The sequence below is a fragment of the Paenibacillus sinensis genome, assembly GCF_019904155.1.
Taxonomy (GTDB): domain Bacteria; phylum Bacillota; class Bacilli; order Paenibacillales; family Paenibacillaceae; genus Paenibacillus_AQ; species Paenibacillus_AQ sinensis.
Map to the genome: position 1 here is coordinate 55,905 of NZ_JAHCMB010000241.1, position 23,711 is coordinate 79,615.

Genomic DNA, 23,711 nt, shown 5'->3' on the forward strand with positions numbered 1-23,711 from the left:
CAAGATTGCCGCTGGCGATTAAAATTGTGGCAGATTTGCCTTGCCCTTTTTCACTTTGGGTCTCGTAAGCTGAAAGCTATGCTGCACCATTTCAAAAATATCATCATCCTGCATACTGCCATCCAAAATAACGGTGTTCCAGTGCGTTTTGTTCATATGATAGCCTGGTTTTACATCTTCAAAAATGCTGCGGAGGAAATCGGCTCTGACAGGTTCACACTTGAGGTTTACGCAAAGATGCCCGTTATAGTTGAAAATCATTGCGAAAATTTTGTTGTTGCCCTTGTGGCGTATTGCCGCCCAATTCTCATCAAAAGGGTAGTCTTCATAAACAGCCGGACAATTCAGACAGTACTCAATTATTTTCTCTTTATCCATCGGCCCTCCATAAGCTTGTCTTATTTATTAACTAGAACGGATAATTCACCTTCACAAGGGCATGCAAAGTATCATCCGGATAAACCGGTTTTATGAATTTGATATTGTTCATTGCTGTACCCGCAATAACATCATTACCATAGCTTCCCGTCTCAACCTAAAGCTTAAATGAAACTGCTAAAGTTTGAATTCCTGAGGCGATAATTCCATTGAATCTCCCCTGCATTGCTTTCTCTCGTCCAAATGCATATATTGCGGGTCAAATTCAGAAGCGAATTTGTAGATGCTTTCTTTGGATAAAGTTAACGATTTAGTTCGAAACTCCTGCCCGAGATAAAATTCATGGAAGCGCATAGGTATACTCCTTGTTTGAATCTTTTTCATTTTATAGTTTATCATTTATTGAATGGTCTTGTCCGTTGGTATATTGATTACAGGCGAGCAGCGGGAGGGAACCGGATTTTTCCTTGTGTCGATGGGGACAGGCGTGTAATATAAAGGGCGTGCCCAAACAAGCAACTCATATAATGATGGGGATAAGGCCCATAAGTATCTACCGGACGACCATTGCAATTGTCCGACTATGAGTGAATAGCGCAGCCGGTGCCTTTCGCGAGGGGAGCTTCACCCCCATTTCAGGATAATCCGGATGCGGACACGCCAGCCGTGTTTGACCATAAGGGAACTACACCCCAAAGGACAAATTCACTTGAGAGACTCAGGGAATCTGTCCTTTTTTTGCGTTGCGTCAATGAACGAAGGAGCGAGTAGAATACGATGAAGGTATTGGAAGAGCGCATTAGACAGGACGGCCGGATTTTGTCGGATACGGTGCTGAAGGTGGATTCATTTCTTAATCATCAGGTAGACACCACGCTGGTGCTGGAGATTGGCCGGGAGTTCGCAAGGATTTTCGGCGGCAGACCGATTACGAAGGTGCTGACGATTGAAGCGAGCGGCATTCAGTTCGCGATGGCAGCGTCGATTGCGCTGGGGGTTCCTTTTGTCTATGCGAAGAAAAAGAAAGCAGTCACCCAGGAGGGCGAGGTCTATTCGGCTCCGGTGCATTCGTTCACTCGTGGAGAGTCGTACCTGGTGAGCATTTCGCGGCAGTATCTCGGTCCGGACGACAAGGTGCTGATCGTCGACGATTTCCTCGCCACGGGAGCGGCACTGGTCGGCCTGGCCGATATTGTACAGGAATCGGGCGCCGAGCTGCTGGGCGTCGGTTGCGTCATCGAGAAGAGCTTCCAGGAAGGACGCGGACTGCTCGAGGCGAGAGGCATCGAGGTACATGCGCTGGCGCGGATCGCGTCCATGGCTCCGGGAGAGATTGTTTTTATCGGAAACGAAGCGGTTATCGGGTAAGGCGTACCCTCTCCGTCGAAACTTTTTCCTGAAATTTCCGTCTAAGTCGAAGACAGAGATGCAGCCAAAGGAGATGGAGGGTTATGAACGCAAGCAAACTAACGGTCGGCTTGCTGGCCGCGGCAATTGCGCTTGGAGCGGGGACGGCCTACGGGGCAGGATCGGCACCGATTTTGCTGAACTATAAAAATCTGGGTCTATCAGAGAAAGCGAAGGTATCTGCGGGGGTTACCTGGGTTCCGTTGAAGGCTCTTGCCGCGGACATGGGATATTCGGTGGTCTGGAATCCATCTGCGAAAATGGTGGTGCTGACTCGTCCCGACCGTCAGATCACCTTGACGGCAGGGTCTCAGGAGGCCAAGGTAAATGGCGCGGCTGTGAAGCTGGCGCAGCCGTTCCGCAATGATGCGGGAGTTCTCAGCGTTCCTCTTGTCGGCGGAGTGGTTCTGCTGGGCGGCAAGATGTGGCGCGATCCGGCAAGCGGAAATTTGAACATTCTCGATGAGACCCGCTACGTGACAGCGGCGGCATCCGGAGCAGTCTATTGGGTGTCCCAGCAGTCAGGCGAGGTGTATGTATCAAACGGCGGGGCACCCAAGCTGGCCGGCAAGCTTCCGGTCAAAGCTTCGTCGTACATGCACGGGCTGGAAGTCCAAAGGCTGTCCGGGGCGGCCAATCTGCTGACGCTCAGCGACAATCATTATGCCATGTTCACGAATTTCAGTAATGTATATCAGGCGGTCATTCAAGGTGGGGTCATCACTTTGCAAAAAGACTACCATCTCTCCATGCCGGCTTACGACTGGAAGCCTGCCGTTCCTTCAACGCAAACATTCCTCCGGGATGGTGGAAGCGTGCAGTATCTGGGCAAAGACGGCGCTCCGGGCAAAGCCTACGATATACTTGGCCTCACGGGCAGCACAGGCCAGTTCACCGTTGAATACGCCGCTCCCGACGCGCTGGTGGTTCGCCTCGTCGATAACGCGCATCTGTATCTGATCGACCCGTCAACGGATAAGACCGTCAATCTGACCAAGGAGCTGACGGAGCCGGAAGATTGGAGAGATTGGGAGCATTCCGACGGGCGGGATATGTATGTGCAGCAGCGTATGCTGACATTGAAGAAGCGGGAAGGGGATGTGCTGACCTTCACCTACGGTTCTTTCATCAAGGATACGGTGCGAACGGTGACTTACAAGTTGAAATAGGCTGAAGCCATAAGCTTTAACGGAACCGCGGGCGTGCGGCTGGCCCGCGGTTTTGTCATGTAATAAAAGGATGGAAGCATAACTATGAAAATCATTGCTTCAAGACAAGGGAACCTTTATTCTGTTATGGGAAGCTTTTACAATGACAGAAGCGTCATTCTGAAACATCGAATGCTCTCCATCCGTATGAACACGAAGAATGCACCGATTACAACGAAAAGGCGGGGAAAGACTTTGGATAACGGAATGAGCGTCATTTTATATGAGAAGATGCAGGACGGGGAGCTGAAACAGATTGAGGAACGCCCCTGGAGTGCAGCGATGATCACTGCTCTGGAGCATGTGAACTATCTGGTTGTAGGCGGCCGCGAATTCGAGACTGTTGAGGGACGCCTCAATCTGGACGAAGGCAAACTTGAGCTTCTGCTAGTTCCGATGCGGACGGAATAATCCGTTCGAGCTGTGAACGTATTCGGTCAATTAATGAAAGATCCGATTTAAAGGAGGCGCCCATTTTGGGTAGAGAACAGCAACCTGAGAATGAGAAGAAAGAGAGCAGGGGCTTCGATCCTGCCAGCAAGCCGGTCAAGGCGCTGTCGACATCGCTCGGCGTCGCGCTGTTGGCGAACGCGCTGTTTGTTCCGGCGCCGCCGGCCAAGGCGAGCAGCGGATCGGCGGATGAGCCGAAGCTGGTATCCTGGTCTACGGAGGAAGTCAAAGCATACTTTGACCAATACGTGGACTGGAACATCCCATATCCGGAAGATACGGGAGGGGACACGGCCCAGCCTACAGCGTCGCCGGGTGTAAGCACGTCGGGCGGCACGACCGTCATCAACAATTACGGCGGCTACAACTCCGGCTTCGGCTGGGATGATCTGCTGCTGTATCATTTTCTGTTCAACAGCGGCTCAAGCTATTCGCCAAGCCGTTGGTACGACGGACGTCCGACGTATTACGGCGGAACCCGCACCGTCTACAAGCCGCGTACTTATGACAGCACCAAGTTCCAGAACAAGCCGGTAACGGGGTCCGTGGTGAAGCCCAAGACATCGACCTCCACGACCGGCACCATTACGAGACGGAAGACCTCCTCGTCATCGGGCGGGGTCGGCGGCAAGTCGAGCGGCCTCGGCTCCAGCTCATCAAGCTCGAAGTCGTCGAAATCCTCCAAATCGAGCTCAAGATCAAGCTCCCGTTCAAGCTCCAAGAGCAGCGGTTTCGGCGGATGACCGGGCCTGTATTCGAGTGGATCGGCCATCAGGGAGACGGCCGCGAGGAAGCGGTGGAGAAGCTCGGGGAGATGGGCTTCACCTGGGCCGATCTCGAGGACGAGGAATACTGGCTGGACGGCGTTGCGGTCATGCGCGGAGATGTCTATGAGGAGCTGTACCAGGCTTCCGGGCGTTTGTGGGGCGTGCTTGACAAGGCCGCTCGCTATGTGTACGGACGCCATGACCTGTATAGTCTGATCGGCATTCCGGAGGTGCTGTGGGAGATGCTCGATCTTATCCCGATTCCGTCCGAGGGACTGATCAGCCGGTATGCCCGGTTTGACTTTGCCGTATCGGATGAAGGCGCAATCAAGCTGCTGGAACTGAATGCGGACACGCCGACAGGCTATGTGGAGGCTTCGATTGCGACACCCTGGGTATGTCAGAGAGAAGGCGTCTTAACAGTCAACGGGGGAATGCCGGAGCAGGTTGCAGCCGCTTGGGGCGAAGAGCGGCCCGATACCGCAGCTTGCGTCGATTATGGGACCCATCTTGAGGATTCGGGCACGATTGAAGCACTGGTCCGCCACAGCGGTCTCGATATTGCCTGCGTGGACTGTCTGGAGCTGACCATCGATGATGGGGTTGTCAAGGACAGCCAGGGCCGCGTCATTGAACGGATGTTCGCGCTGTATCCGAAGGAGTGGATGGCCGTCGACGAAGGCGGCGACGCGCTGGCCTATTCGGTCGAGACCGGTCAGCTGACGCTCTTCAACAATCCCCATAGCATTCTGCTTCAGTCCAAGGGACTGATGGCCGCAGTGTGGGGGCTGTATGAGCTTGGCCTGTTGTTTGACGCCGAAGAGCGCGAAGCGATTGAGAACTATATGCTGCCGACCTATAACAAGCCGGTCTTCTCCGGGAACTTCGTCTCCAAGTCGATGTTCGGCCGCGAGGGCGGCTCTGTCCGGCTCTACGACCCTGCGGGAAGCCTGGAGCTGGAGGACGAAGACGGGTTCGACAGCAGCTTGCTGTTTCCGTCCGTGTACCAGAAGCGGGCGGAGCTGGCGAAAATCGAGACACCGGAGGGCGAGCTTCATCTGCTGACCGGCATGTTCGTGATCAACGGGAAGCCGTGCGGTCTGCTGGGCCGGGGCGGCGGACTGATTACCGGAAACACAAGCCACTTTATTGCCATGGGAGTGAGACCAATTGCGCAAGAACTCTAGCAAGACGGCTGCGCGGCGCGGCCGGAGCCTGCGTCTTGTCCTGCTGCCGCTGATGATTGCGGCGGTGCTGGGACTGACCGCCTGCTCCAATAATCCGGACAGCGTCTTCTCCACGAATCCGAATGCCGATACGACGAGCGATGTGGCGCGGGTTCCGTGGGATTACCGGGTCGTGGAGGGCACCGTAGGCGATCTGGTCGGCAGCGACATGACGATTCTGCCCGACAACGAGCTGCTGCCCAACGACAACAACTATGCCACGGGCGACAAGGTTTGGACGCTTCAATATATGGATGCCGAAATAACGACGGATGCCGACCAGAAGAACTCCGTCAAGCTGTCGGCCTGGTCCACAATCAAATCGTATAAGGATTTGCAGTCGGCTACGGATGATCTGAAGAATCTGAAAGTATCGGTTACGACGGATGTTGATCTGGTCGGTGTGTACAAGACGGAGTATCAGGGCAAGACCCGCAACTTCGCCGTGGTGGAGCTGCCGTCGGGCAACCGGATCAAGCAGCCAATCGATGACAAACGCTACACCGACATAGAGAAGAAGAAAGAGGTCTCCGTTGTGCTGGAAGAAGTTCATGATTTTGCGGATTATGATTTGGCTTATGCAAAATTTAGGGGGTGGGCGAAATGACGGACGTGATCGATATTCTGGTAAGTGTGGCGGTAATCATCGTACTCCAGCTGGTCGGGATGCTCATATTCAGCTGGATGACACCGTTTAAGGACCTGGAGGAGCTGAAGAAGGGCAATACGGCCGTCGGCCTGGCGCTGGGCGGGAAGTTCCTCGCTACCGCCATTATTCTCGGCGTGGCGGCCTACACGAATACATCGATCTGGTTCATGGCGATGTGGTTCGCGGTCGGATATGTATGCCTGGTGGCGGCCTACTGGATTTTTGAACTGGTGACAATCAATTTCCGGGTGTCGGAGCAGCTGAAGGAAGGCAATGTGGCGGTCGGAACGCTGCTGTGCATGGTGTTTATCGGCACAGCCTTTGCGATCAGCAGTCTGATTATTTAAGCGGGATTCCTGGCGGGAGGGGAACACCATTCATTTTTTGCTCAGGCTGTCCACAATCATGACGAGTATTCGGAAGCGAACGATCGGGCTGATTATTCTGCTGTTCGTCCTGCTCAGCGCGACGGCGGCTTACCTGCTCGAGCCGGGAACTTTCGGCAGTTGGTTCAATGCGTTCTATTGGGTCATGACGACCATGGCCACGGTGGGCTACGGCGACTTCTTCGCCAAAACCCATGCCGGTCAAATCTTCTCGATCTTTCTGTATATTTTCGGCATCGGGCTGCTCAGCCTGGTTATCGGCAAGGTCATCGATTCCCTCGCGGAGATCGGGAGACAGAGGAGGGCGGGCAAGCTGTCTTATGTAGGAAGAAATCATGTTATTCTCATTAACTGGAGTCAAAAAGCACAGTCGGCGGTGGAGGAAATTCTCAGCTATGCCCCGGACTGCCATATTGTGATCATCGATGAATCGGGCCAGCATCCGCTGGAGCAGCTGCGCCAGGTTCATTTCATCAGCGGCGACCCATCCTCTGACGAGATTCTGGATAAGGCGGGCATCGTCCGGGCACGGGCCGCAATAATCTTCGGGGATATGCGGATCAATGAGGCTTCGCTCGTCGACGGCAAGACGCTGTTGATCGCTTCGAGCATCGAACGGCTGGCTCCGGACGTACATACGACGGTGGAAATTCAGCAGGAGAAGAACGTGCAGAACTTCCGTCATGTCCGGGTCAACGATTTCGTGCTCTCGCATGATGCGGTCTCCCGCCTTGCCGTGCGGGCCGCCCTGCAGGAGGGGAACCCCGAGGTCATCGCTCAGCTGATCAGCCGCGCCCACGGCGACGACATTTACGAGGTTCCGGTAGACCGGTCGTGGAAGACCTATGAGGACGCTTTTCAGGCGCTGCTGCGCCAGGGCGCGACGCTCATCGCCGACCGGCATGATCTCGGGATCAACCGGAGGCTGGGCGATCCGATCCCGGAGCAGGCCAGGCTGTATGTCGTCTCGGATGAGGCGACCTACCGGAGGATTGCGGGACGGACGGGGTAGGCGGCGGTATTTTTTGCGGAGAATCCGGCCACAATGTTGAGAGGTTTGTTCCGGTTCAGGGTAAATGATACTTGAGCATCAATTAACGGGAAAGAGGGATAACCATGAGAGAAGGCATTCATCCGAAGTACAACCAGGTCATTTTCTACGACGCCAGCGCAGATTACAAGTTCCTTAGCGCCTCCACGAAGTCTTCGAACGAGACGATGGAATGGGAGGACGGCAATACCTATCCGGTCATCCGGGTGGATTCCAGTTCCGCTTCCCATCCGTTCTACACCGGCAGACAGAAGAATATCGATACCGGCGGCCGGATTGACCGTTTCAATCAGCGCCTGAATCAGAAGAAGAAATAAGAGGAACAACAAAGGGACCCATACGCTGCGGCGGCCGGACGGCAGCCAAGGCGAGGGTCCTTTTTTTCACAAAAATATAAGCTTTGCGCTTGAGAAACCTTATGCTTGAAATCCTTATGTATGTACAAACCAATACAGATAAGACCGGTCTTACGAGATTTTGCGGAACAGCGACCGCCAGCCGAATACCTGCACCCGAACCATGAGCTTGGAGGCCCAATGGGCCAGCACGTAGAGCAGCAGAAACAGCAATACAAGCGGACGGAAGACGAGCCAGAGCACAATCCAGATCAGCAGGAACTGCCACCTCGCGAGCCGCTTCTTCACGATGAACGGCATCAGCAGCACCCGGTAGAACCAATATTTCTTCTGCAGGCTGTTCAAATATTCGGCCCGGATCTGCTCGTCGGCGGGGTCGATGCGAACCGCGTTCTTCATGAACTCGAGTTCCTTGTCGTAATCCCCTCTGCGATTAGCGGCCCAAGCAAGATGCAGAAAGGTCTGGTCATCCTCGGGGTCCTGGAAGAGCGCCATGCTCTCCGAGGCGAGCGAGCCTTCGAAATCCCGGGAGTTCGCCCGGAGATAACTGTCGGCTGCAAGGTACAGAGCACGCTCCGGAGTCAACTGGAGCGCCAGGTCCAGCTCCTCTCTCGCTTCCCTGAGGCTGCCCTTCTTGTGATAAAGATTGAATTTAAGGAACGGATAATGGCTCTCCAGAGGATCGAGCCGCTGTGCTTCGGTCACCGCTTCCAGGAACAGCTTCTCCTCGCCCTGCGAATAGAGCGTATTGGTCCGCACGAACCAGGCGATGGGATTCTCGGGATCGTATCGCAGACTTTCGGACGACCAGTGCAGCGCCTGATCATAGCTGCCGGCTTTCAGGTGAATCTGGGCCAGCATCCCGTAGGCGTTGGCGTTGTCAGGGTCCTCCGCAATCCATTTCTCGGCTTCGCGGATTGCTTCCGGGAAGCGGCCCCAGATCATCAGCTGGTACACCCGCTCATAATACAGAGCTTCCGGTCCATGCCAATTCACGACATCACCGCCTGTTCATTTGATTCGGTGGGTTTTTACGTAGTCAAGCACCTGCTCGTAATCCTTGTTAATATCGCTGAATGTCGCGTAATTCTTCGCTGTCGAGAACCAGTCCAGCGTCGTCGGCTTGCGTCCGGCGATGCTCGCCTTCATGTCGGTATCGGTAATCGGCTGAATGCTTCCCGATTCCAGCGAGCGCTCAATCGCCTTCTCTACCGCGTCCCTCACGATCTGCTCCAGATCGGCGCCGGAGAAATGAGTGGTCATATCGGACCACCGCTTCAGGTTCAGACTCTCCTGCGGCTTGCCCGCAAGCTTGAGGCCAAGAATCAGCTCCCGCTCCGCCGCTTCAGGCGGTGGAACGAACAGAAGATGATTGAACCGGCCCGGACGGCGCAGCGCGGAGTCCAGATACCACGGCGTATTGGTCGCCCCGATCACCAGAACCTCGTGATTGAACGACTGGAGCCCGTCCAGCTCAATCAGCAGCTGGTTGACGAGCATGCGGTTATGATGCTGGGACATATGATGCCGGCTTCCGCCCAGGGCGTCGAGCTCGTCGATGAACATGACGCAGGGCTTCTCTGTGCGGGCTTTCTCGAAGAAATCATGCAGATTATGCTCGCTCTCTCCTATGTACATCGATAGAATGGCCTGAAGCTCGACATGCAGGAAATTGGCGTTAATCTCGCCTGCTATTGCGCGGGCCAGAAAGGTCTTGCCGCAGCCCGGAGGCCCGTACAGCAGCAGGCTGCCGCCGGCAGACTTGCCGAAGGCCTGGAACATTTCCGGCTGCTGGAGCGGCAGAATAAAATTGAGGCGAATCTTCTTCTTCAACTCTTCCATTCCGCCTACATCCTGGAAGGTCACCTGCGGCTGCTCAGTCTCCACGAGGCTGCTTTCGTTGTTGTCGAATGAGATGACTTTCAGCTTAGGTCTTGTCCGGTTCTTGTCCTGATCGTCATGAGGCACGTCAATCACGCCCTTTCTCTAGTTCTTCATCATTATAAGCAATCGAAAAAAGAGACGCAATTTAACAAAGGCCAAGTTCAATTGTTGGAAGTTATAGGATATAATGAGTCGAGGCCATATAAAAAATAGGAGAAATGTCCATGCCGTGGATGAAAGGATATCCGTACTACTTGTTGCTGGTTGGAATTATCAGCCTGTATATGGGAATTATGTCCTACCGGTTCAGAAGACTGCCGGGCAGGCGTTATCTGTGGATTCTGCTGCTGCTGATCGGCCTCGCTCTAATGGGAGCCGCCGCGGAAATCATGGCCCCGGTGTTCAAGGTCAAGCTATGGCTCCGGAATATCCAGCAGATTCCTTTGTTCCTGATCGATTTGTTCGTTTACGCCGCGGTGAAGAATTACACAGCCCCCTCGCACAGCATATCCCGCAAAAGGCTCGCCCTGCTCGCTTCTCCGATTCTACTCTATTTCCTTTTGATCTTTACCGATTCCTATCATCATCTGATGCGCAGCGCAGTAGGCGTGGAGACCGTCGCCGGCATCAGCGGTATATATGTGAAGCCGACCCTTCTCAGTATGGGACTTATTGCGTATGACCAGCTCTTTAGCATGTACGCTGCCGTTCTGCTCCTGACTTCACTGCTCCGCCTCCCCCGGGAACGGCGGAAGCCCCATACCCCCATTCTGATCGGTATGCTGATTCCGGTTGCCTGCATTGTAGCCATCCCGGCGCTGCATATTACGCTGCCAGGCTTCACCGCGCTCATCATGCTGCCGGGGGTGGTTGCGATCTATTTCACGGTATACCGTCACTCGGGACTTAATCTGGGGCCTTCCGTATCCGACCATAGGGAGGATGGCGCCACCCAGGGGGTGGCCGTGATTGGCCCGGATGGAGGTATTGTCAGTGTGAATGAAACGGGAGAGCGGCTGATGAGCCGGGTATTCGGACCCGTATCGGGAAGCTGGGCCGGCCGGTCCTTCATTCCGTATTTGCAGGAGCATCCTTCTCTTCTGGAGAGCTTTAATGAGAGAAAAGGCGGGGAAATCAAGCTCCATATGGGCGAGAACGAGGATAACTGCTGGGGTGTATCGCTGATTCCGCTGGGCGGCGAGAGCTTCGGGGAGGCCTCCATGCTGCTTATGCTGAAGGATTATAGCGACGAGAAGCGCCATGAGCGGGAGCTGAAGTACCAGGCGTCCATAGATGATCTGACCGGGCTGAGCAACCGGCGGGATTTCCTGAAGACCTTCAATGCCTGGACGGGGCAGGATGGCGACGGGCTTGCGATGCTGCTGATGGATATTGACGATTTCAAATTGGTGAATGATACCTACGGCCATTTGGCCGGCGACCAGGCACTGATTTCCTTTGCCCGGAAGCTCCGGCATTTGTGCCGGAATGGAGCGTTCGCCGGACGCCTCGGAGGCGAGGAGTTCGCGCTCTGTCTGCCGGCCGCGGGCAGGGGTGAGGCTATGGAATCGGCGGAAGCGATCCGGCATGCGCTTGTTCCCCACAATGTGATGCTGGACGGGGGAAGACTGATCCAACTGACGGTCAGCATCGGCGTCGTCTATGCCGAGGACCCCGTTGCGTCCTTTGAGGAGTTGTACCGTCAGGCAGACAAAGCTTTATACATATCCAAGACAAACGGCAAGAATATGGTTACGATGGGCGGAGAGTTTACCGCTTCCTGATCCCGGCGGGTGATCCCTGCGGCATGAACGGAGACATGCGGATTGTGATACAATGGGGCTGCAGTCCAACAGGAAAGGATGAACCCCATTGAAAGAGCGCGTCAACGAGCAAGAGCTGATCGCCTATATTGTGAAAGAGACGAAGGCGGAACCCACAGCCGCAGCTCTGGTGCTGAAGCATGCTCATGCCTTTATAAACGGCGCGAAGGCGAACGCCAAGGGTGAGGTCGATATCGACAGTGATGATCTGGTCGACTATGTGCTGAGCCGCCGCGACGTCAAGCTGGACGAAATTACCGTGGAGAACATACTGGAAGCGGAAATGGATTATTTGATGAGCAAGGGGCTGGCGGGCTACCTGGATTAAATGCAGTATCCGGCAGAACGATAACAAGCGCGAAGAGGCGCGGGTGTGCTCCTGGACAAGGGCTGCACTTTGATGTGCTTAACTTAAGGAAGGCATGCTCATAGAATGAGCCGGGAATGAGTAAATGTATCGTTCAGATGAAGAGCCTGCTCCCCTAACCTGGGGAATAGGCTCTTCTTAGGTTTAGACCATTTAGAGCATTCTTCTGCTGCTGATAGCTGAAACGCGCAATAGTACCCCCGGGGTAACTACACCACGGCAAAGTGCCTACTTCCGTAAGGGAAACTTAGGCTCTACAATAAACTCCAACACAGCATTCAACATGCGTAAACGTAAAGGAGATAACAGACAATGAAACTTCAACTGGCGCTTGACCTTGTAGATATTCCCGGAGCGAAAGAGGTAGTGGCCGAAGTGGCCGACCATATCGATATCGTAGAGATCGGCACCCCGATCGTTATCAACGAAGGGCTGCATGCGGTTAAGGCGATCAAAGACGCCTTCCCATCCCTGACCGTTCTGGCCGATCTGAAGGTGATGGATGCCGGCGGTTACGAGGTGATGAAGGCGGCCGAGGCGGGAGCGGACATTATAACGGTGCTTGGCGTATCCGACGATTCGACGATCAAGGGCGCGGTGGATGAAGCGAACAAGACCGGCCGCGAGGTTCTGGTCGATCTGATCAACGTCAAGGATATCAAGCTGAGAGCGGCGGAGGTCGATGCGCTCGGGGTGCACTATATCTGTGTGCATTCCGGGTATGATCACCAGGCTGACGGCAAGAACTCCTTCCAGGATCTTCAGGCGATCAAGAGCGTGGTCAAGCATGCCAAAACAGCCATAGCCGGCGGCATCAAGCTGGAGACGCTGCCTGAAGTGATCGCGGCGCAGCCGGACCTTGTTATCGTCGGCGGCGGCATCACGAGCCAGACGGACAAGAGAGCCGCTGCTGCCGAGATGAAGCGCCTTGTGAACCAGGCGTAAAGGACCATGGAGACGGTTCGGTATACGCAGGAAATCATGAACGAGCTGGGGCGCTCCACTCCGCTTCTGGATGCCGGGGAAGCGGAGGCGCTGGTAGCGCTGGTGCATGAAGCGGACAAGGTATTTGTAGCCGGGGCGGGCCGGTCCGGACTGATGGGCCGTGCCTTCGCCATGCGGCTCATGCATGCCGGGAAGGAAGCCTATGTGGTTGGCGAGACGGTGACTCCCGGAATCGGCGAAGGCGATGTGTTGGTTCTGGGATCGGGATCGGGCGAGACCCGCAGCCTGATCGTCATGGCGGAGACAGCGAAATCGGCAGGGGCGGGGGTTGCTGCGGTAACGCTGGCACCGGAGTCCACGATCGGAAGGCTGGCCGATCTGGCCGTGAAGCTGCCGGGCGCTCCGAAGAGCCGAAGCGATGAAGGAAGCCTCACGATTCAGCCGATGGCCTCTCTGTTCGAGCAGACGCTGCTTCTCTTCTATGACTCGGTCATTCTTCGCCTGATGGAGCTGACCGGACAGACTTCAAGCCGGATGTTCGGCAAGCATGCCAACCTGGAATAGCTGTTTTTTTATGAAGTGAAGAGCGAAGGATTTACTAAGGAACGGCTTTCTCCTTATCGGAGGGGGCTGTTCTTTCGCATTTTGCTTTGGACTTCGGCGGAGGTGTATCATAAAGGTTAGACGAAAGGAGGCTGGCTCGCTTTGGCGACAGACATCAGAGATCGCATCAACCTTAGAGAGATTAACTGCGAGAAGGAGCTGACGCTTGCCGTCATCGGAGGCAAATGGAAGCTCATTATTTTGTGGCATCTCGGTCTTGAAGGCACGAAGCGGTTCAGCGAACTCAAGAAACTGATTCCCCATATTACGCAAAAAATGCTGACCAACCAGCTTCGGGAGCTGGAGGAAGACCAGCTCGTTCTCCGGCAGGTGTATGCAGAAGTGCCGCCGAGAGTAGAATACTCGTTGACGGAGTATGGACATAGCCTGCTCCCGGTGCTTCGCATGATGTACGACTGGGGCAAGAACTACGGGGAGAAGGTAATCTGGAAGACTGACGATACGTCGGACCGGTGCCGACCATCCAATTCATAGATTTACGAGGAGGCAGAATCCAAAGATGACGGAGAGAACATTCCAGGAGCTATTGGAGCCCTACGCTTTCGCCAATGGGGCGGGTTTGAAGAATCGGGTAGTGATGGCGCCCATGACCAATTTTGCTGCGAATCCCGATGGAACAGTATCAGATGAAGAGCTTGCTTATTACGAGCGCCGCTCCGGAGGCGTCGGCATGGTGATTACAGCCTGCGTGTATGTGGCAGTGGGAGGCAAGGGCTTTCCGGGCGAGTTCGGGGCGGATAAGGACGAGCTGATCCCCAGTCTGAAGCGGCTGGCGGACACGATCAAAGGCCAGGGCGCAAAGGCCGTGCTGCAGATTTTCCACGGCGGCCGCCAATGTCCGCCGGACCTGCTGCCGGACGGCCAGACGGTCAGCGCGAGCGCCGTTCCGGCGGAACTGCCGGGCGGGGGACAAGGGCCTGTGCCGCGCGAGCTGACCGATGCCGAAATCGAGAGCATCATCGCCGCTTTCGGCGAGACGACGCGCCGGGCGATCGAAGCCGGCTTTGACGGAGTGGAGATTCACGGCGCGAACGGGTATCTGGTTCAGCAGTTCTTCTCTCCGCATTCCAACCGCCGCGAAGACCGCTGGGGCGGCAGCCTGGAGAAGCGCCTGGCTTTCCCGCTCGCCGTATTGCGCGAGGTGAAGAAAGCGGCAGCGAAGCATGCCGGTCCGGAGGCGTTCATTGTCGGCTACCGCTTCTCGCCCGAGGAGCCGGAGACGCCCGGCATCACGATGGCCGAAACCTTCGCCCTGGTCGATGCGCTGACGGCGGAAGGACTGGACTATCTGCATGTCTCTCTGCGGGAATTCTGGTCGCTCCCGCACCGGGGAACCGAAGATACGCGTTCACGGATCGAGCAGATTGTCGACCGTGCAGGCGGCAAAGTGCCGGTCATCGGTGTCGGCTCGCTGTACAAGGCGGAAGACGCCGCTCAAGCGCTGAACAGCGGCGTGGCTCTTGTCGCGCTGGGCCGTCCGCTGCTGATTGATCCCGACTGGGTGGAGAAGGTGGAGGCGGGTCGTTCCTCGGACGTTGAGACGGAGCTTGATCCTTCGGCGCAGGAACGTCTGGTTATTCCGAACTATCTCTGGGGCGCGATTACGAATACGCCGGGATGGATTCCGGTCAAGGGCTAGAATCCAGGCTGTTCTGTTATAAGCCGGTGCACGGTCTGTTGATCCCATCCGTTCCATCACAGATAAACAGCAGAAGCCTCTCTCTTCGATCTGCGAAGAGGGAGGCTTCTTTGAGTTGGCTGCCGCAACTGGAGCTGGTCTGTGCCCAACAGCCGACGGTAGATGTTCTAAGCCTGGGCCTCGAATAGCTGCACGATTTCGACAATGACCTCGGTCGCCTTAACCATGGTATCGGCCGAGATGTACTCGAATTTGCCGTGGAAGTTCTCGCCGCCAGCGAAGATATTCGGTGTCGGCAGTCCCATATAGGACAGCTGGGAGCCGTCGGTACCGCCCCGGATCGCCTTGACCACCGGTTCGATGCCGAGATTGGTCATCGCCTTATGCGCTATGTCCACGATGTGGCGGACAGGCTCGATTTTTTCTCTCATATTGAAATACTGGTCCCGGATCTCCAGCTCGATGCTGTTCTTACCGTAGGTCTGTCTGAATTCCTCGGCCAGGGTGCGCAGAAATGTCTTGCGCGCTTCGAACGAGGCGCGGTCGAAATCGCGGATGATATAGGATATGGTGCTTAGCGTCACGCCTCCCTGGAAGGAGGCCAGATGATAGAAGCCTTCCCGTCCTTCAGTGAATTCCGGTGCTTCTCCGGCCGGCATCCGGTCCACGAAGGCGATCGCGACCTTCGCTGAGTTGATCATCTTGCCCTTGGCTGTACCGGGATGAACGCTGATTCCATGGAAAACAACCTTTGCGACGGCCGCGTTGAAGCTCTCGTATTCCAGCTCGCCGAGCGGACCTCCGTCCATCGTATAGGCATACTCGGCGCCGAAGGCCGCCACATCAAACCGATGCGGTCCCCGCCCGATTTCTTCGTCGGGGGTGAAGCCTACCCGGATCTTGCCGTGCTTGATCTCCGGATGCTGCTTCAGGTAGTTCATAGCCGTCATAATTTCGGCGACTCCCGCCTTGTCATCCGCACCGAGCAGCGTGGTGCCGTCGGTCGTAATCAGGGTCTGGCCGACATATCCGGCGAGCTCCGGGAAGCTCTTCGGAGACAGCACAACGTTCAGCTTCTCATTCAGCACAATATCTCCGCCGTCGTAAGACTCCACCACAAGCGGATTCGCGTCGGCTCCTGTAGTCTCGGGGGCGGTGTCGACATGGGCGAGGAAGCCGATGACGGGAACCTCCTTCTCGGTATTGGATGGAAGGGTAGCGAACAGATAGCCGTTGTCGTCGATCGTAATATCTTCCAACCCGATTTCCGCCAGCTCGTCCGCAAGCTTCCGGGCCAGCTCCAGTTGACCCGGAGTCGTAGGGCAGGTCTCGGAGTTCTCGTTCGCCTGTGTATCGACCTTCGCATATGAAATGAATCGCTCCATAACCTCTTTCTTCAAAATCTTCATCTCCTCATATGTCTTCGTCAGCCCTTCCATTTTATCATGTTCTGACCGGAAACCCTATTTTGCGCAGGGCGGCGGATGTACAATCCGGAGGGATTGCACCGGGAGACGGGCATATAGGGAGAAGGGACGGGAAGGGGTGATTCAGCGCTTGATTTTAATCCTTTTGAAAATGATAAACAGGAGAATTACGGCGGCCATTATGATCAGGACCCAGTTGTACCAGGCACCCGCGAACTGCCGGAGGAGCATGGACGGTTGACCTGAGGCGGTATACAGGGGAGTTTCAGGAGGCGTGGGAATACTGCTGTTCCCTACTGCGAACGACGGGGGTTTGGCTGCGGCAGGCAAGCCGCTCACCATATAAGAGACCTCACAACCTAACATGGATACATTCAGCTTCCTTTCCCCAAGGCAATCTTCATTGCTCCTTCCAAATACGGACGCCTATCCTGTAGCATCCAATCGTTCTCTATTGCGAATTAATATAGTATAAAGTAAGGGGCGTAACAATACTCCTTTGGGGGGGCTCTACGGGACAAAAGGGGGGGCAGGCGGTATATATCGGTGTATATTGTCCATGGAAAAAGAGTCCGGCCCCTGCGCAGGGGCCGGACTTGATAGTAATGAAACGCTAGGGTCCTTGGGTCAGAGAGCCAGTACCTTGGATAAAATCTCATAGGAACGAAGCCGTGCGGCATGGTCGTAGATTTGCGAGGTCACGATCCACTCGTCCGCGTCCGTCTCCTCCAGCACCTGCTGCAAGCGATCCCGTACGGTATCCGGACTGCCGACGATGGCGTACTGCTGCCGGCCGAGGACGAGAGACTTCTCCATCGGATTCCAGAGCTCGTCCATGCTGTCTACCGGAGGCTTCAGCTTCCCCGGACGGCCGCGCACGAGGCTAAGCGCCTGCTGCTGTCCGGAGGTGGCGAGCCGCTGCGCCTCCTCGTCGGTATCGGCGGCCACAACGTTCAGGCCAACCATGGCATACGGCTTGTCCAGCGTCTCCGACGGGCGGAAGCCTGTGCGGTACAGGTGCAGGGCCGGGAGCAGATAATCCGGCGCGAAATGGCTGGCGAAGGCGAACGGCAGACCGAGCCTGGCGGCAAGCTGGGCGCTGAAGCCGCTTGAGCCGAGCAGCCAGATCGGAATGTCCAGCCCTTCGCCCGGAACGGCCTGCACGCCCCGGGGACGGCGGTCCGCCCCCTCGGGATCGAAGTAAGCCCGAAGCTCCGCGAGTTGCTCGGGGAAATCGCTGCCGTCGCTGCCGAAGCCCCGGCGGATTGCCCGCGAGGCGGGCTGGTCGGAGCCGGGCGCGCGGCCGAGGCCGAGATCGATCCGGCCGGGAAACAGCGACTCCAGCGTGCCGAACTGCTCCGCCACCATCAGCGGCGCATGGTTGGGCAGCATAATGCCGCCCGAGCCGACCCGGATGCGCTCCGTGCCTGCAGCCACATGGCCGATCACGACCGAGGTGGCCGAGCTCGCGATGCCGGGCATGTTGTGATGCTCGGCAAGCCAGAAGCGGCTATATCCCCATCGCTCGGCATGCTGTGCGAGATCCAGCGTGTTCTTCAGCGAATCGGCAGCGGTGGCGCCTTCCACAATGGGGGCGAGGTCCAGCACGGAGACGGATACATCATGAAGCTGTTTCATTGAAGACCTCCTGTATATCAGGTTTTATGGATTATTCAGCAGTATTTACGACTGCAACAAAACGCAGTACTGCGATTATATCATAACTTATCATCATTTACCTACTTTAAGTAAGAATAGGGCCGTCCCCGCCGACGCACGAAAAAGGACTGCGGCTTTCAGCCGTCAGTCCTTAATCGGGTTCGGATACTCCTTCTGGACAGTTTCATCCTTCAATCCCGCACACTTGCAATCCCGCACGCATGCCTTCATGTCTTCAGGGCTTGTGGATCGAAAGCGCTGGCTTTAAGCCGTGCCGCCTTCCACCAGCTCGACCGGAAACACATGCTCCATCTCCACCTGATCGCCTTGTATTTGCCGGATAATAAGATCCACGGCGCGGTGTGCCATATCCGGAATCGGCTGCGCCACGGTAGTCAGGGAAGGCGAGAACAAATCCGTCAGCTTCACGCCATCGTACCCGACAATCCGGATGTCGCCCGGAACCTCGCGTCCCTGATCCCGGCATACCTTGAGCGCATAGGCTGCGATCATGTCGCTGCTGGCAAAGATGCCGTCTATATCGGGATGCTCCTCCAGCAGACGGGCGGTTAATGGCCTGTACTGCGGATAATGAAACACATCGACATCCGTATGGATTTCGATATGCGCAATTCCCCGCTTCATCGCGACCGCCTTGAAAGCGTCCAAGCGTCTAAGCGCCAGCAAGTCGGGATGGGGATGCCCCCCGATATGGGCGATTTTGCGGCAGCCCCTGTCCGCCAGCAGCGTTGTAGCAAGCTCCCCGCCCCGGTAATTGTCGGAGCTGATATAGGGGATGTCTTCCGATATCCGCCGGTCGAACGTTACGATAGGCAGGTGGATATGGCGGTAGTCCTCGACCTCCAGCGTATGGCTGCCCAGAATGATGCCGTCAACGCGGCTGGAGTGGAGCATATTGATGTATTCCGCTTCCTTCTTGCGGTCCAGAAGGGAGTTGCACAGCAGCAGCCGATAGCCCTGGTTGTAGGCATACTCTTCAATATGGCTGATCAGTTCGCCAAAGAACGGGTGAGCCGCATTCGGAACGATCAGTCCTATGAGGTTCGATTTGGAGCGGCTGAGCGAACGGGCCAGTTCGTTGGGCCGGTAATGAAGCTCGTCCATGGCCTGATAGACCTTCTTCTTAAGGTCTTCGCTTAAATAGCCGCGGTTGTTCAGCACGCGGGATACAGTAGTTACGGATACGCCGGCCCTTAAGGCGACGTCTTTGATAGTAGGCATCTCTTATCGCTCCTGTCACCGGGCCCTGCGCACGGCGCCGCCCGGATCTTGCCGTTATTCCAGATTCATTCTAACTTGGATGCTTCGCCTGTGTCCATAACCGCCAATTCGTGATCCCGGGTCTGCGAAGCGGCTGCGATTGTGCATAAGCGCAGAATTCCGGCAGTAATCATCTTCAGGACAAAGGCCGGAATATATGCTTGTCAGCAAGGCTGGCCCGCTGTACACGCTGTATAAAAAGAAGGGCTTGTCTATAAATTTTCACCTTTTCTACCGACAATAGAAGGAGGAGAAATAACTGGAAGCGAATTTATAAATGTCGAAAATTCCCGGTTATCCGCACGCGGAGGAAGGGATCTAAATAAGTGGGGTGTACAGCGATGGGTCTTGGGTCTGATCGTACAGGCAGGCGTCGAAGAAGTGTCGGTTTATGGCTCCTGCTCCTTGTGTTACTCTGCATTTCGCCGGATGTTGCCACCGCTTCCGATGCTCCTGTGCCGAATGTGCTGGTCCTTCACTCGTACCATAAAGGCTTTGAGTGGACGGATGATCAAAATGACGGACTGGTGGATAGGCTGAAGCAGGCCAAGACGGTCCCCGTCATTTATACCGAATATCTGGATTGGAAACGGTATCCGAGCATGGAGAACCTGGACCGTTTCTACGAATTGGTCAAAGGTAAGTACGAGAACGTACATATCAATGTCATCGTGACGACGGACGACGCTGCCTTGGACTTTGCGCTTAAGTACCGGCATGAGCTGTTCAACGATGCGCCGATCATTTTCAGCGGCGTCAATGAGATCAGCTATTCCAAGCTTCCGGACCACAGCAACCTGACCGGCGTCATTGAGAATTTACCGATAGCCGAGACGGTCAAACTAGCGCTTTACATTAATCCTGCTATTCGAAATATTTACCTGATTTATGATAATTCCGAGAGCGGTCTGTCAACAGGAGAGATGGTCGAAAGCCAGATCAATGCCCTGAATCGCGGTCTCCATATTTATCCGATGAACCGCTTGTCCGGCGAGGAGATGAAGAGAAGGGCGGCATCACTCGGCTCGGACAGTATTTTGCTGATGACCACTTACTACAGCGACGCCACGGGACGAATTATCGAGTTCGACCGGATGTCGAGCGAGCTTGCCGCAGCCAGCGCCGTTCCGGTCTATCATACGTACGATTTCGGCCTGGACCACGGTGCATTCGGCGGCAGTCTTCTCAGCGGCAAGCTGCAAGGAGAGAAGGCCGGCAATCTGACCCTGAGAGTGCTTGAAGGTGAGAATCCCGAGAGCATTCCCGTCTCCTACGCCGGGACAAGCCGCAATGTGTTCGATTATAACGAGCTGACCCGGTTTCACGTTTCACTTAGGGATATTCCTCCGGGCAGCGAGGTGGTCAACCGTCCCTTTTCGTTCTATGAGACCTATCGTACGCTAGTCCAGACTCTCGTTGCGGTGTTCTCAGCGCTGCTCGTCTTCATCCTTCTGCTGCTGATTCATGCCGCCATTATCCGTAAAATCCGCAAGCAGCTAATAGTCAGCAACGAGCGGTTCAGCCTGGCGGCTTATGGAGCCGACTCGGTCATCTGGGATCTCGATATGACGACGATGACCTATTATTTCTCGGACCGGTGGTACGAGCTGCTCGGCTATCAGCCGGGCGAACTTGAAGAAGCCCATAGAGGATGGACGCATGTTCTGCATCCCGAAGATCTCGAGGAGGATGAGAAGCAGCGGAATGACCATCTGGAAGGCAGAAGCGCTTACTACTATTGCGAATCCCGTTTTCGCTCCAAGTCCGGTATCTATTTATGGTTTCAGACAAGGGGCAGGGTGCTGCGCAATGAGGAAGGCGAGTTCATCCGGTTCGCCGGTTCCATGACCGATATCACCGACCGCAAGGGCTTTGAGAGCAAGCTGCAGGTCAGCTATCAGGAGCTGGAAATGACTTATGAGGAGCTTACCGCGCTGCAGCAGGAGCTGATGGAGCAGTACAACAAAGTGGTGGAGAACCAGGAGCTGCTGCAAGCGAGCGAGGAGAAGTACCGGATTCTGGCCTACAATGACGAGCTTAGCGGTCTGCCGAACCGCCTGTCGCTGGCCGAGGAACTGAAGGCTTTTATCGAGGAGTCTCCGGATGCCGGAGCGGCGCTGTTCTTTATGGACATCGATAATTTCAAATATATCAACGACAGCATGGGGCATACGTTCGGCGACCAGCTGCTGACGCAGGCCGGAGAGCGCTTGAAGAAGCTGGATTCCGGAACGACAAGGCATTACCGGTTCGGCGGCGACGAATTTGTGATCTTCCTGAAGGATACGGCATCTCCGGAACAGACGGTGTTCTATGCCGAAGCGCTGGTTCAGAGCTTCAAGGAGCCTTTTCAGCTCGAGGACAGCACCATCCATGTTTCGGTCAGTGTTGGAGTCGCCCAGTATCCGAAGGATGGCACAACCGCCGAAATGCTGCTCAAGAATGCCGATATCGCCATGTATAAAGCGAAGCAGGCGGGCAAAGGCATCTATGTTTTATACGGAAAAAGCATGCAGCAGCACTTCGACGAGCGTGTGGTGATCGAGAAGCATCTGAGGCATGCGATCGACAATGGAGAAATGTCTCTGCACTACCAGCCCCAGGTGAACGGGCAGACCGGAGAAGTATGGGGCTTCGAGGCGCTGATCCGCTGGAACAGCCCTCAGCTCGGCTTCGTGTCGCCGCTCTCCTTCATCCGGATCGCGGAGGACTGCCGCCTCATTGTGCCGATCGGCGAATGGGTGCTGCGAAGCGCCTGCGGGTTCATCGCCGGATTAAATCAGAAGGGCTTCCGTTCCTGCCATATCTCGATCAATATTTCCGTCGTTCAGCTGCTGACCGATGATTTCACCGGTATGGTGCTGTCCGTTCTGGAGGAGACGGGTCTGGCTCCGGGCGATCTTGAACTCGAAATTACGGAATCCGTCGTGATGGAATCCTTCGAGGAGATCAGCGCGAAGCTGGAATTCCTGAAAGGGAAAGGTATTGGAGTGGCGCTGGATGATTTCGGAACAGGCTATTCCTCGCTCAGCTACCTGAGACAGCTGCCGATTACGACGCTGAAGATCGACAAATCATTTATCGACAGCGTCCCTGGCAATGGCGAGAGCATGCCGCTGGCCGGTTCCATTGTCGCGATTGGACATGATATGGGGCTGAAGGTAACCGCGGAGGGCGTGGAGACGGCGGATCAACTGGATTTCCTGGAGGATGCGGGCTGCGATAAGATTCAGGGCTACTTGATCAGCCGTCCGATCGCACAGGATGAGGTGGAGGGTTGGATGGAGAAATACGTACCCCGGACCGCGGATGTGAGAAAAGTGTAAAGAATTTTCTAATTCTTTTGTCGATTCGCCTGATTCTTCCACGAATAAACTAGTAAAAAGGCAAACGCCGATACTATAATGAATAAGAAAAATAATCCAATCACAGAAAGGGTAATGTGAAATGCTTAAGAAGCTACTGACAAGCACTGCGCCCCTCATGCTGATGCTCTTCCTGGTCAGCGGGTCCGTATTTGCTTCGCCGGTAACAAGCAGCACAACCGAAGATCAGCAGAAGGCACTGCGAATTATAGAGCGGGCCAACAATGAGATTGAAGCCAAGATTGAACATGCGGTAGCAGCAGCCGATAGATTACAACAGAACTACCTGCAAGATATTCAAGCTATTGAAGAAGGCCAGGCTGCCAATCAGCTGAGCGCCAAGCTGGATGATCTAAGCGCGAAGCTTGACAAGGAAAAGAATGCTTCGAAGAAAGCCCAGATCGCTGCCGAAGCCGCAGTGGTTCAGAGCAAGCTGGATGAGGAGAACGCCAGCATCGCCGCTGATATTACGGAAATCAAGGCCGCATCGGATGAAGTGGTTGCCCAAATGTTTAGCGCTCAAGGCAGCAATTCCTCGCAAGTTCAGGCCAGCGTGAATGAACTGAATCAGACGGCTTCCACACTGGATGCTCTGATTGCCGAGAGAACGAAACAGTACACGACCGACCTCGACAAGCTCATCACCGACCTCTACAACGAGACTCTCCAGATTGCCGATGAAGCTATCGCACAGGCCGCCGATCTTGGAGTATTCGCCGATCACTTCTGGAAGCTAGTGAAAATCGCCGACCGTGAAGTATGGATCGACCCGCTGGTAGTAGGCTTATAGTTGATTTAAGAAGGGACTGAAATTATGAA

23 protein-coding genes, 1 pseudogene and 1 riboswitch are annotated in these 23,711 nt (G+C 55.3%); of the genes and pseudogenes, 17 read left to right on the forward strand and 7 right to left on the reverse strand.

From position 1 onward, the window contains the following. Positions 1-18 precede the first annotated feature (18 nt). Positions 19-378 (reverse strand): MmcQ/YjbR family DNA-binding protein, encoded by a 360-nt coding sequence (locus KIH86_RS28865; protein WP_223081462.1) that lies wholly within the window; start codon positions 376-378, stop codon positions 19-21. 46 nt (positions 379-424) lie between these two features. After that, positions 425-732: pseudogene (locus KIH86_RS28870) on the reverse strand (MaoC/PaaZ C-terminal domain-containing protein); the annotation flags it as partial. A 146-nt stretch (positions 733-878) separates the two neighbouring features. Beyond that, positions 879-982, forward strand: a riboswitch (purine riboswitch). Between the two features lie 173 nt (positions 983-1,155). On the opposite strand from KIH86_RS28870, the gene KIH86_RS28875 reads away from it, so the two are divergent. The 9 genes from KIH86_RS28875 (at position 1,156) to KIH86_RS28915 (ending at position 7,839) form a co-directional block, all read left to right on the forward strand. Further along, entirely contained in the window at positions 1,156-1,746 is a 591-nt protein-coding gene (locus KIH86_RS28875; RefSeq protein ID WP_223081461.1) for a xanthine phosphoribosyltransferase, read from the forward strand. Positions 1,747-1,829: 83 nt separating this feature from the next. Then, positions 1,830-2,954 (forward strand): copper amine oxidase N-terminal domain-containing protein, encoded by a 1,125-nt coding sequence (locus KIH86_RS28880; RefSeq protein ID WP_223081460.1) that lies wholly within the window; start codon positions 1,830-1,832, stop codon positions 2,952-2,954. 186 nt (positions 2,955-3,140) lie between these two features. After that, a complete protein-coding gene (locus tag KIH86_RS28885; protein ID WP_407672375.1) occupies positions 3,141-3,404 on the forward strand; it encodes a hypothetical protein in 264 nt (87 codons plus the stop codon). 65 nt (positions 3,405-3,469) lie between these two features. After that, positions 3,470-4,186, forward strand: a complete 717-nt coding sequence (locus KIH86_RS28890; RefSeq protein WP_223081458.1) for a hypothetical protein — start codon at positions 3,470-3,472, stop codon at positions 4,184-4,186. After that, entirely contained in the window at positions 4,183-5,397 is a 1,215-nt protein-coding gene (locus KIH86_RS28895) for a glutathionylspermidine synthase family protein (RefSeq protein WP_223081457.1), read from the forward strand. The genes KIH86_RS28890 and KIH86_RS28895 overlap by 4 nt, the downstream gene beginning before the upstream one ends. Beyond that, positions 5,381-6,043, forward strand: a complete 663-nt coding sequence (locus tag KIH86_RS28900) for a hypothetical protein (protein ID WP_223081456.1) — start codon at positions 5,381-5,383, stop codon at positions 6,041-6,043. The genes KIH86_RS28895 and KIH86_RS28900 overlap by 17 nt, the downstream gene beginning before the upstream one ends. Next, positions 6,040-6,432, forward strand: a complete 393-nt coding sequence (locus tag KIH86_RS28905; RefSeq protein WP_223081455.1) for a DUF350 domain-containing protein — start codon at positions 6,040-6,042, stop codon at positions 6,430-6,432. Before KIH86_RS28900 ends, KIH86_RS28905 begins: the two co-directional genes overlap by 4 nt. 58 nt (positions 6,433-6,490) lie before the next feature. Then, positions 6,491-7,483 (forward strand): potassium channel family protein, encoded by a 993-nt coding sequence (locus KIH86_RS28910; RefSeq protein WP_235775679.1) that lies wholly within the window; start codon positions 6,491-6,493, stop codon positions 7,481-7,483. 104 nt (positions 7,484-7,587) lie between these two features. Then, positions 7,588-7,839, forward strand: a complete 252-nt coding sequence (locus KIH86_RS28915) for a type B 50S ribosomal protein L31 (protein ID WP_223081454.1) — start codon at positions 7,588-7,590, stop codon at positions 7,837-7,839. Positions 7,840-7,989: 150 nt separating this feature from the next. On the opposite strand, the gene KIH86_RS28920 is transcribed toward KIH86_RS28915, so the two are convergent. Together KIH86_RS28920 and KIH86_RS28925 are read right to left on the reverse strand one after the other, a co-directional pair. Next, positions 7,990-8,874 (reverse strand): tetratricopeptide repeat protein, encoded by an 885-nt coding sequence (locus KIH86_RS28920; RefSeq protein WP_223081453.1) that lies wholly within the window; start codon positions 8,872-8,874, stop codon positions 7,990-7,992. A gap of 15 nt (positions 8,875-8,889) precedes the next feature. Then, positions 8,890-9,852, reverse strand: a complete 963-nt coding sequence (locus tag KIH86_RS28925) for an ATP-binding protein (RefSeq protein WP_223081655.1) — start codon at positions 9,850-9,852, stop codon at positions 8,890-8,892. A 134-nt stretch (positions 9,853-9,986) separates the two neighbouring features. Between KIH86_RS28925 and KIH86_RS28930 the strand changes: the two genes are divergently transcribed. From KIH86_RS28930 to KIH86_RS28955, 6 genes are all read left to right on the forward strand, one after another. After that, positions 9,987-11,546, forward strand: coding sequence for a histidine kinase N-terminal 7TM domain-containing diguanylate cyclase (locus tag KIH86_RS28930; RefSeq protein WP_223081452.1), 1,560 nt, complete (start codon positions 9,987-9,989; stop codon positions 11,544-11,546). A gap of 88 nt (positions 11,547-11,634) precedes the next feature. Then, a complete protein-coding gene (locus KIH86_RS28935) occupies positions 11,635-11,913 on the forward strand; it encodes a hypothetical protein (protein WP_223081451.1) in 279 nt (92 codons plus the stop codon). Positions 11,914-12,264: 351 nt separating this feature from the next. Continuing rightward, complete coding sequence (gene hxlA / locus KIH86_RS28940) at positions 12,265-12,897, forward strand: 3-hexulose-6-phosphate synthase (RefSeq protein WP_223081450.1); 633 nt, start codon at positions 12,265-12,267, stop codon at positions 12,895-12,897. 6 nt (positions 12,898-12,903) lie between these two features. Then, complete coding sequence (gene hxlB / locus KIH86_RS28945; RefSeq protein ID WP_223081449.1) at positions 12,904-13,461, forward strand: 6-phospho-3-hexuloisomerase; 558 nt, start codon at positions 12,904-12,906, stop codon at positions 13,459-13,461. Positions 13,462-13,602: 141 nt separating this feature from the next. Further along, complete coding sequence (locus tag KIH86_RS28950) at positions 13,603-13,995, forward strand: winged helix-turn-helix transcriptional regulator (RefSeq protein ID WP_223081448.1); 393 nt, start codon at positions 13,603-13,605, stop codon at positions 13,993-13,995. Between the two features lie 25 nt (positions 13,996-14,020). Next, entirely contained in the window at positions 14,021-15,160 is a 1,140-nt protein-coding gene (locus KIH86_RS28955) for an NADH-dependent flavin oxidoreductase (protein ID WP_223081447.1), read from the forward strand. Between the two features lie 167 nt (positions 15,161-15,327). Here the strand turns inward: KIH86_RS28955 and pepT are convergent, their stop codons facing one another. The 3 genes from pepT to KIH86_RS28970 all read right to left on the reverse strand — a co-directional run bounded on the left by pepT (position 15,328) and on the right by KIH86_RS28970 (position 19,488). Further along, on the reverse strand, positions 15,328-16,560 hold the full coding sequence (gene pepT, locus KIH86_RS28960) for a peptidase T (protein WP_223081446.1): 1,233 nt from the start codon (positions 16,558-16,560) through the stop codon (positions 15,328-15,330). A 654-nt stretch (positions 16,561-17,214) separates the two neighbouring features. Further along, complete coding sequence (locus KIH86_RS28965) at positions 17,215-18,225, reverse strand: LLM class flavin-dependent oxidoreductase (protein WP_223081445.1); 1,011 nt, start codon at positions 18,223-18,225, stop codon at positions 17,215-17,217. A gap of 285 nt (positions 18,226-18,510) precedes the next feature. Continuing rightward, on the reverse strand, positions 18,511-19,488 hold the full coding sequence (locus KIH86_RS28970) for a LacI family DNA-binding transcriptional regulator (protein WP_223081444.1): 978 nt from the start codon (positions 19,486-19,488) through the stop codon (positions 18,511-18,513). A 446-nt stretch (positions 19,489-19,934) separates the two neighbouring features. On the opposite strand from KIH86_RS28970, the gene KIH86_RS28975 reads away from it, so the two are divergent. Both KIH86_RS28975 and KIH86_RS28980 read left to right on the forward strand, forming a co-directional pair. Next, positions 19,935-22,853, forward strand: coding sequence for an ABC transporter substrate binding protein (locus KIH86_RS28975; protein WP_223110791.1), 2,919 nt, complete (start codon positions 19,935-19,937; stop codon positions 22,851-22,853). 121 nt (positions 22,854-22,974) lie between these two features. Then, positions 22,975-23,682: a hypothetical protein gene (locus KIH86_RS28980; protein ID WP_223081442.1), complete on the forward strand. Its 708-nt coding sequence runs from the start codon at positions 22,975-22,977 to the stop codon at positions 23,680-23,682. The last annotated feature ends 29 nt before the right edge of the window (positions 23,683-23,711 follow it).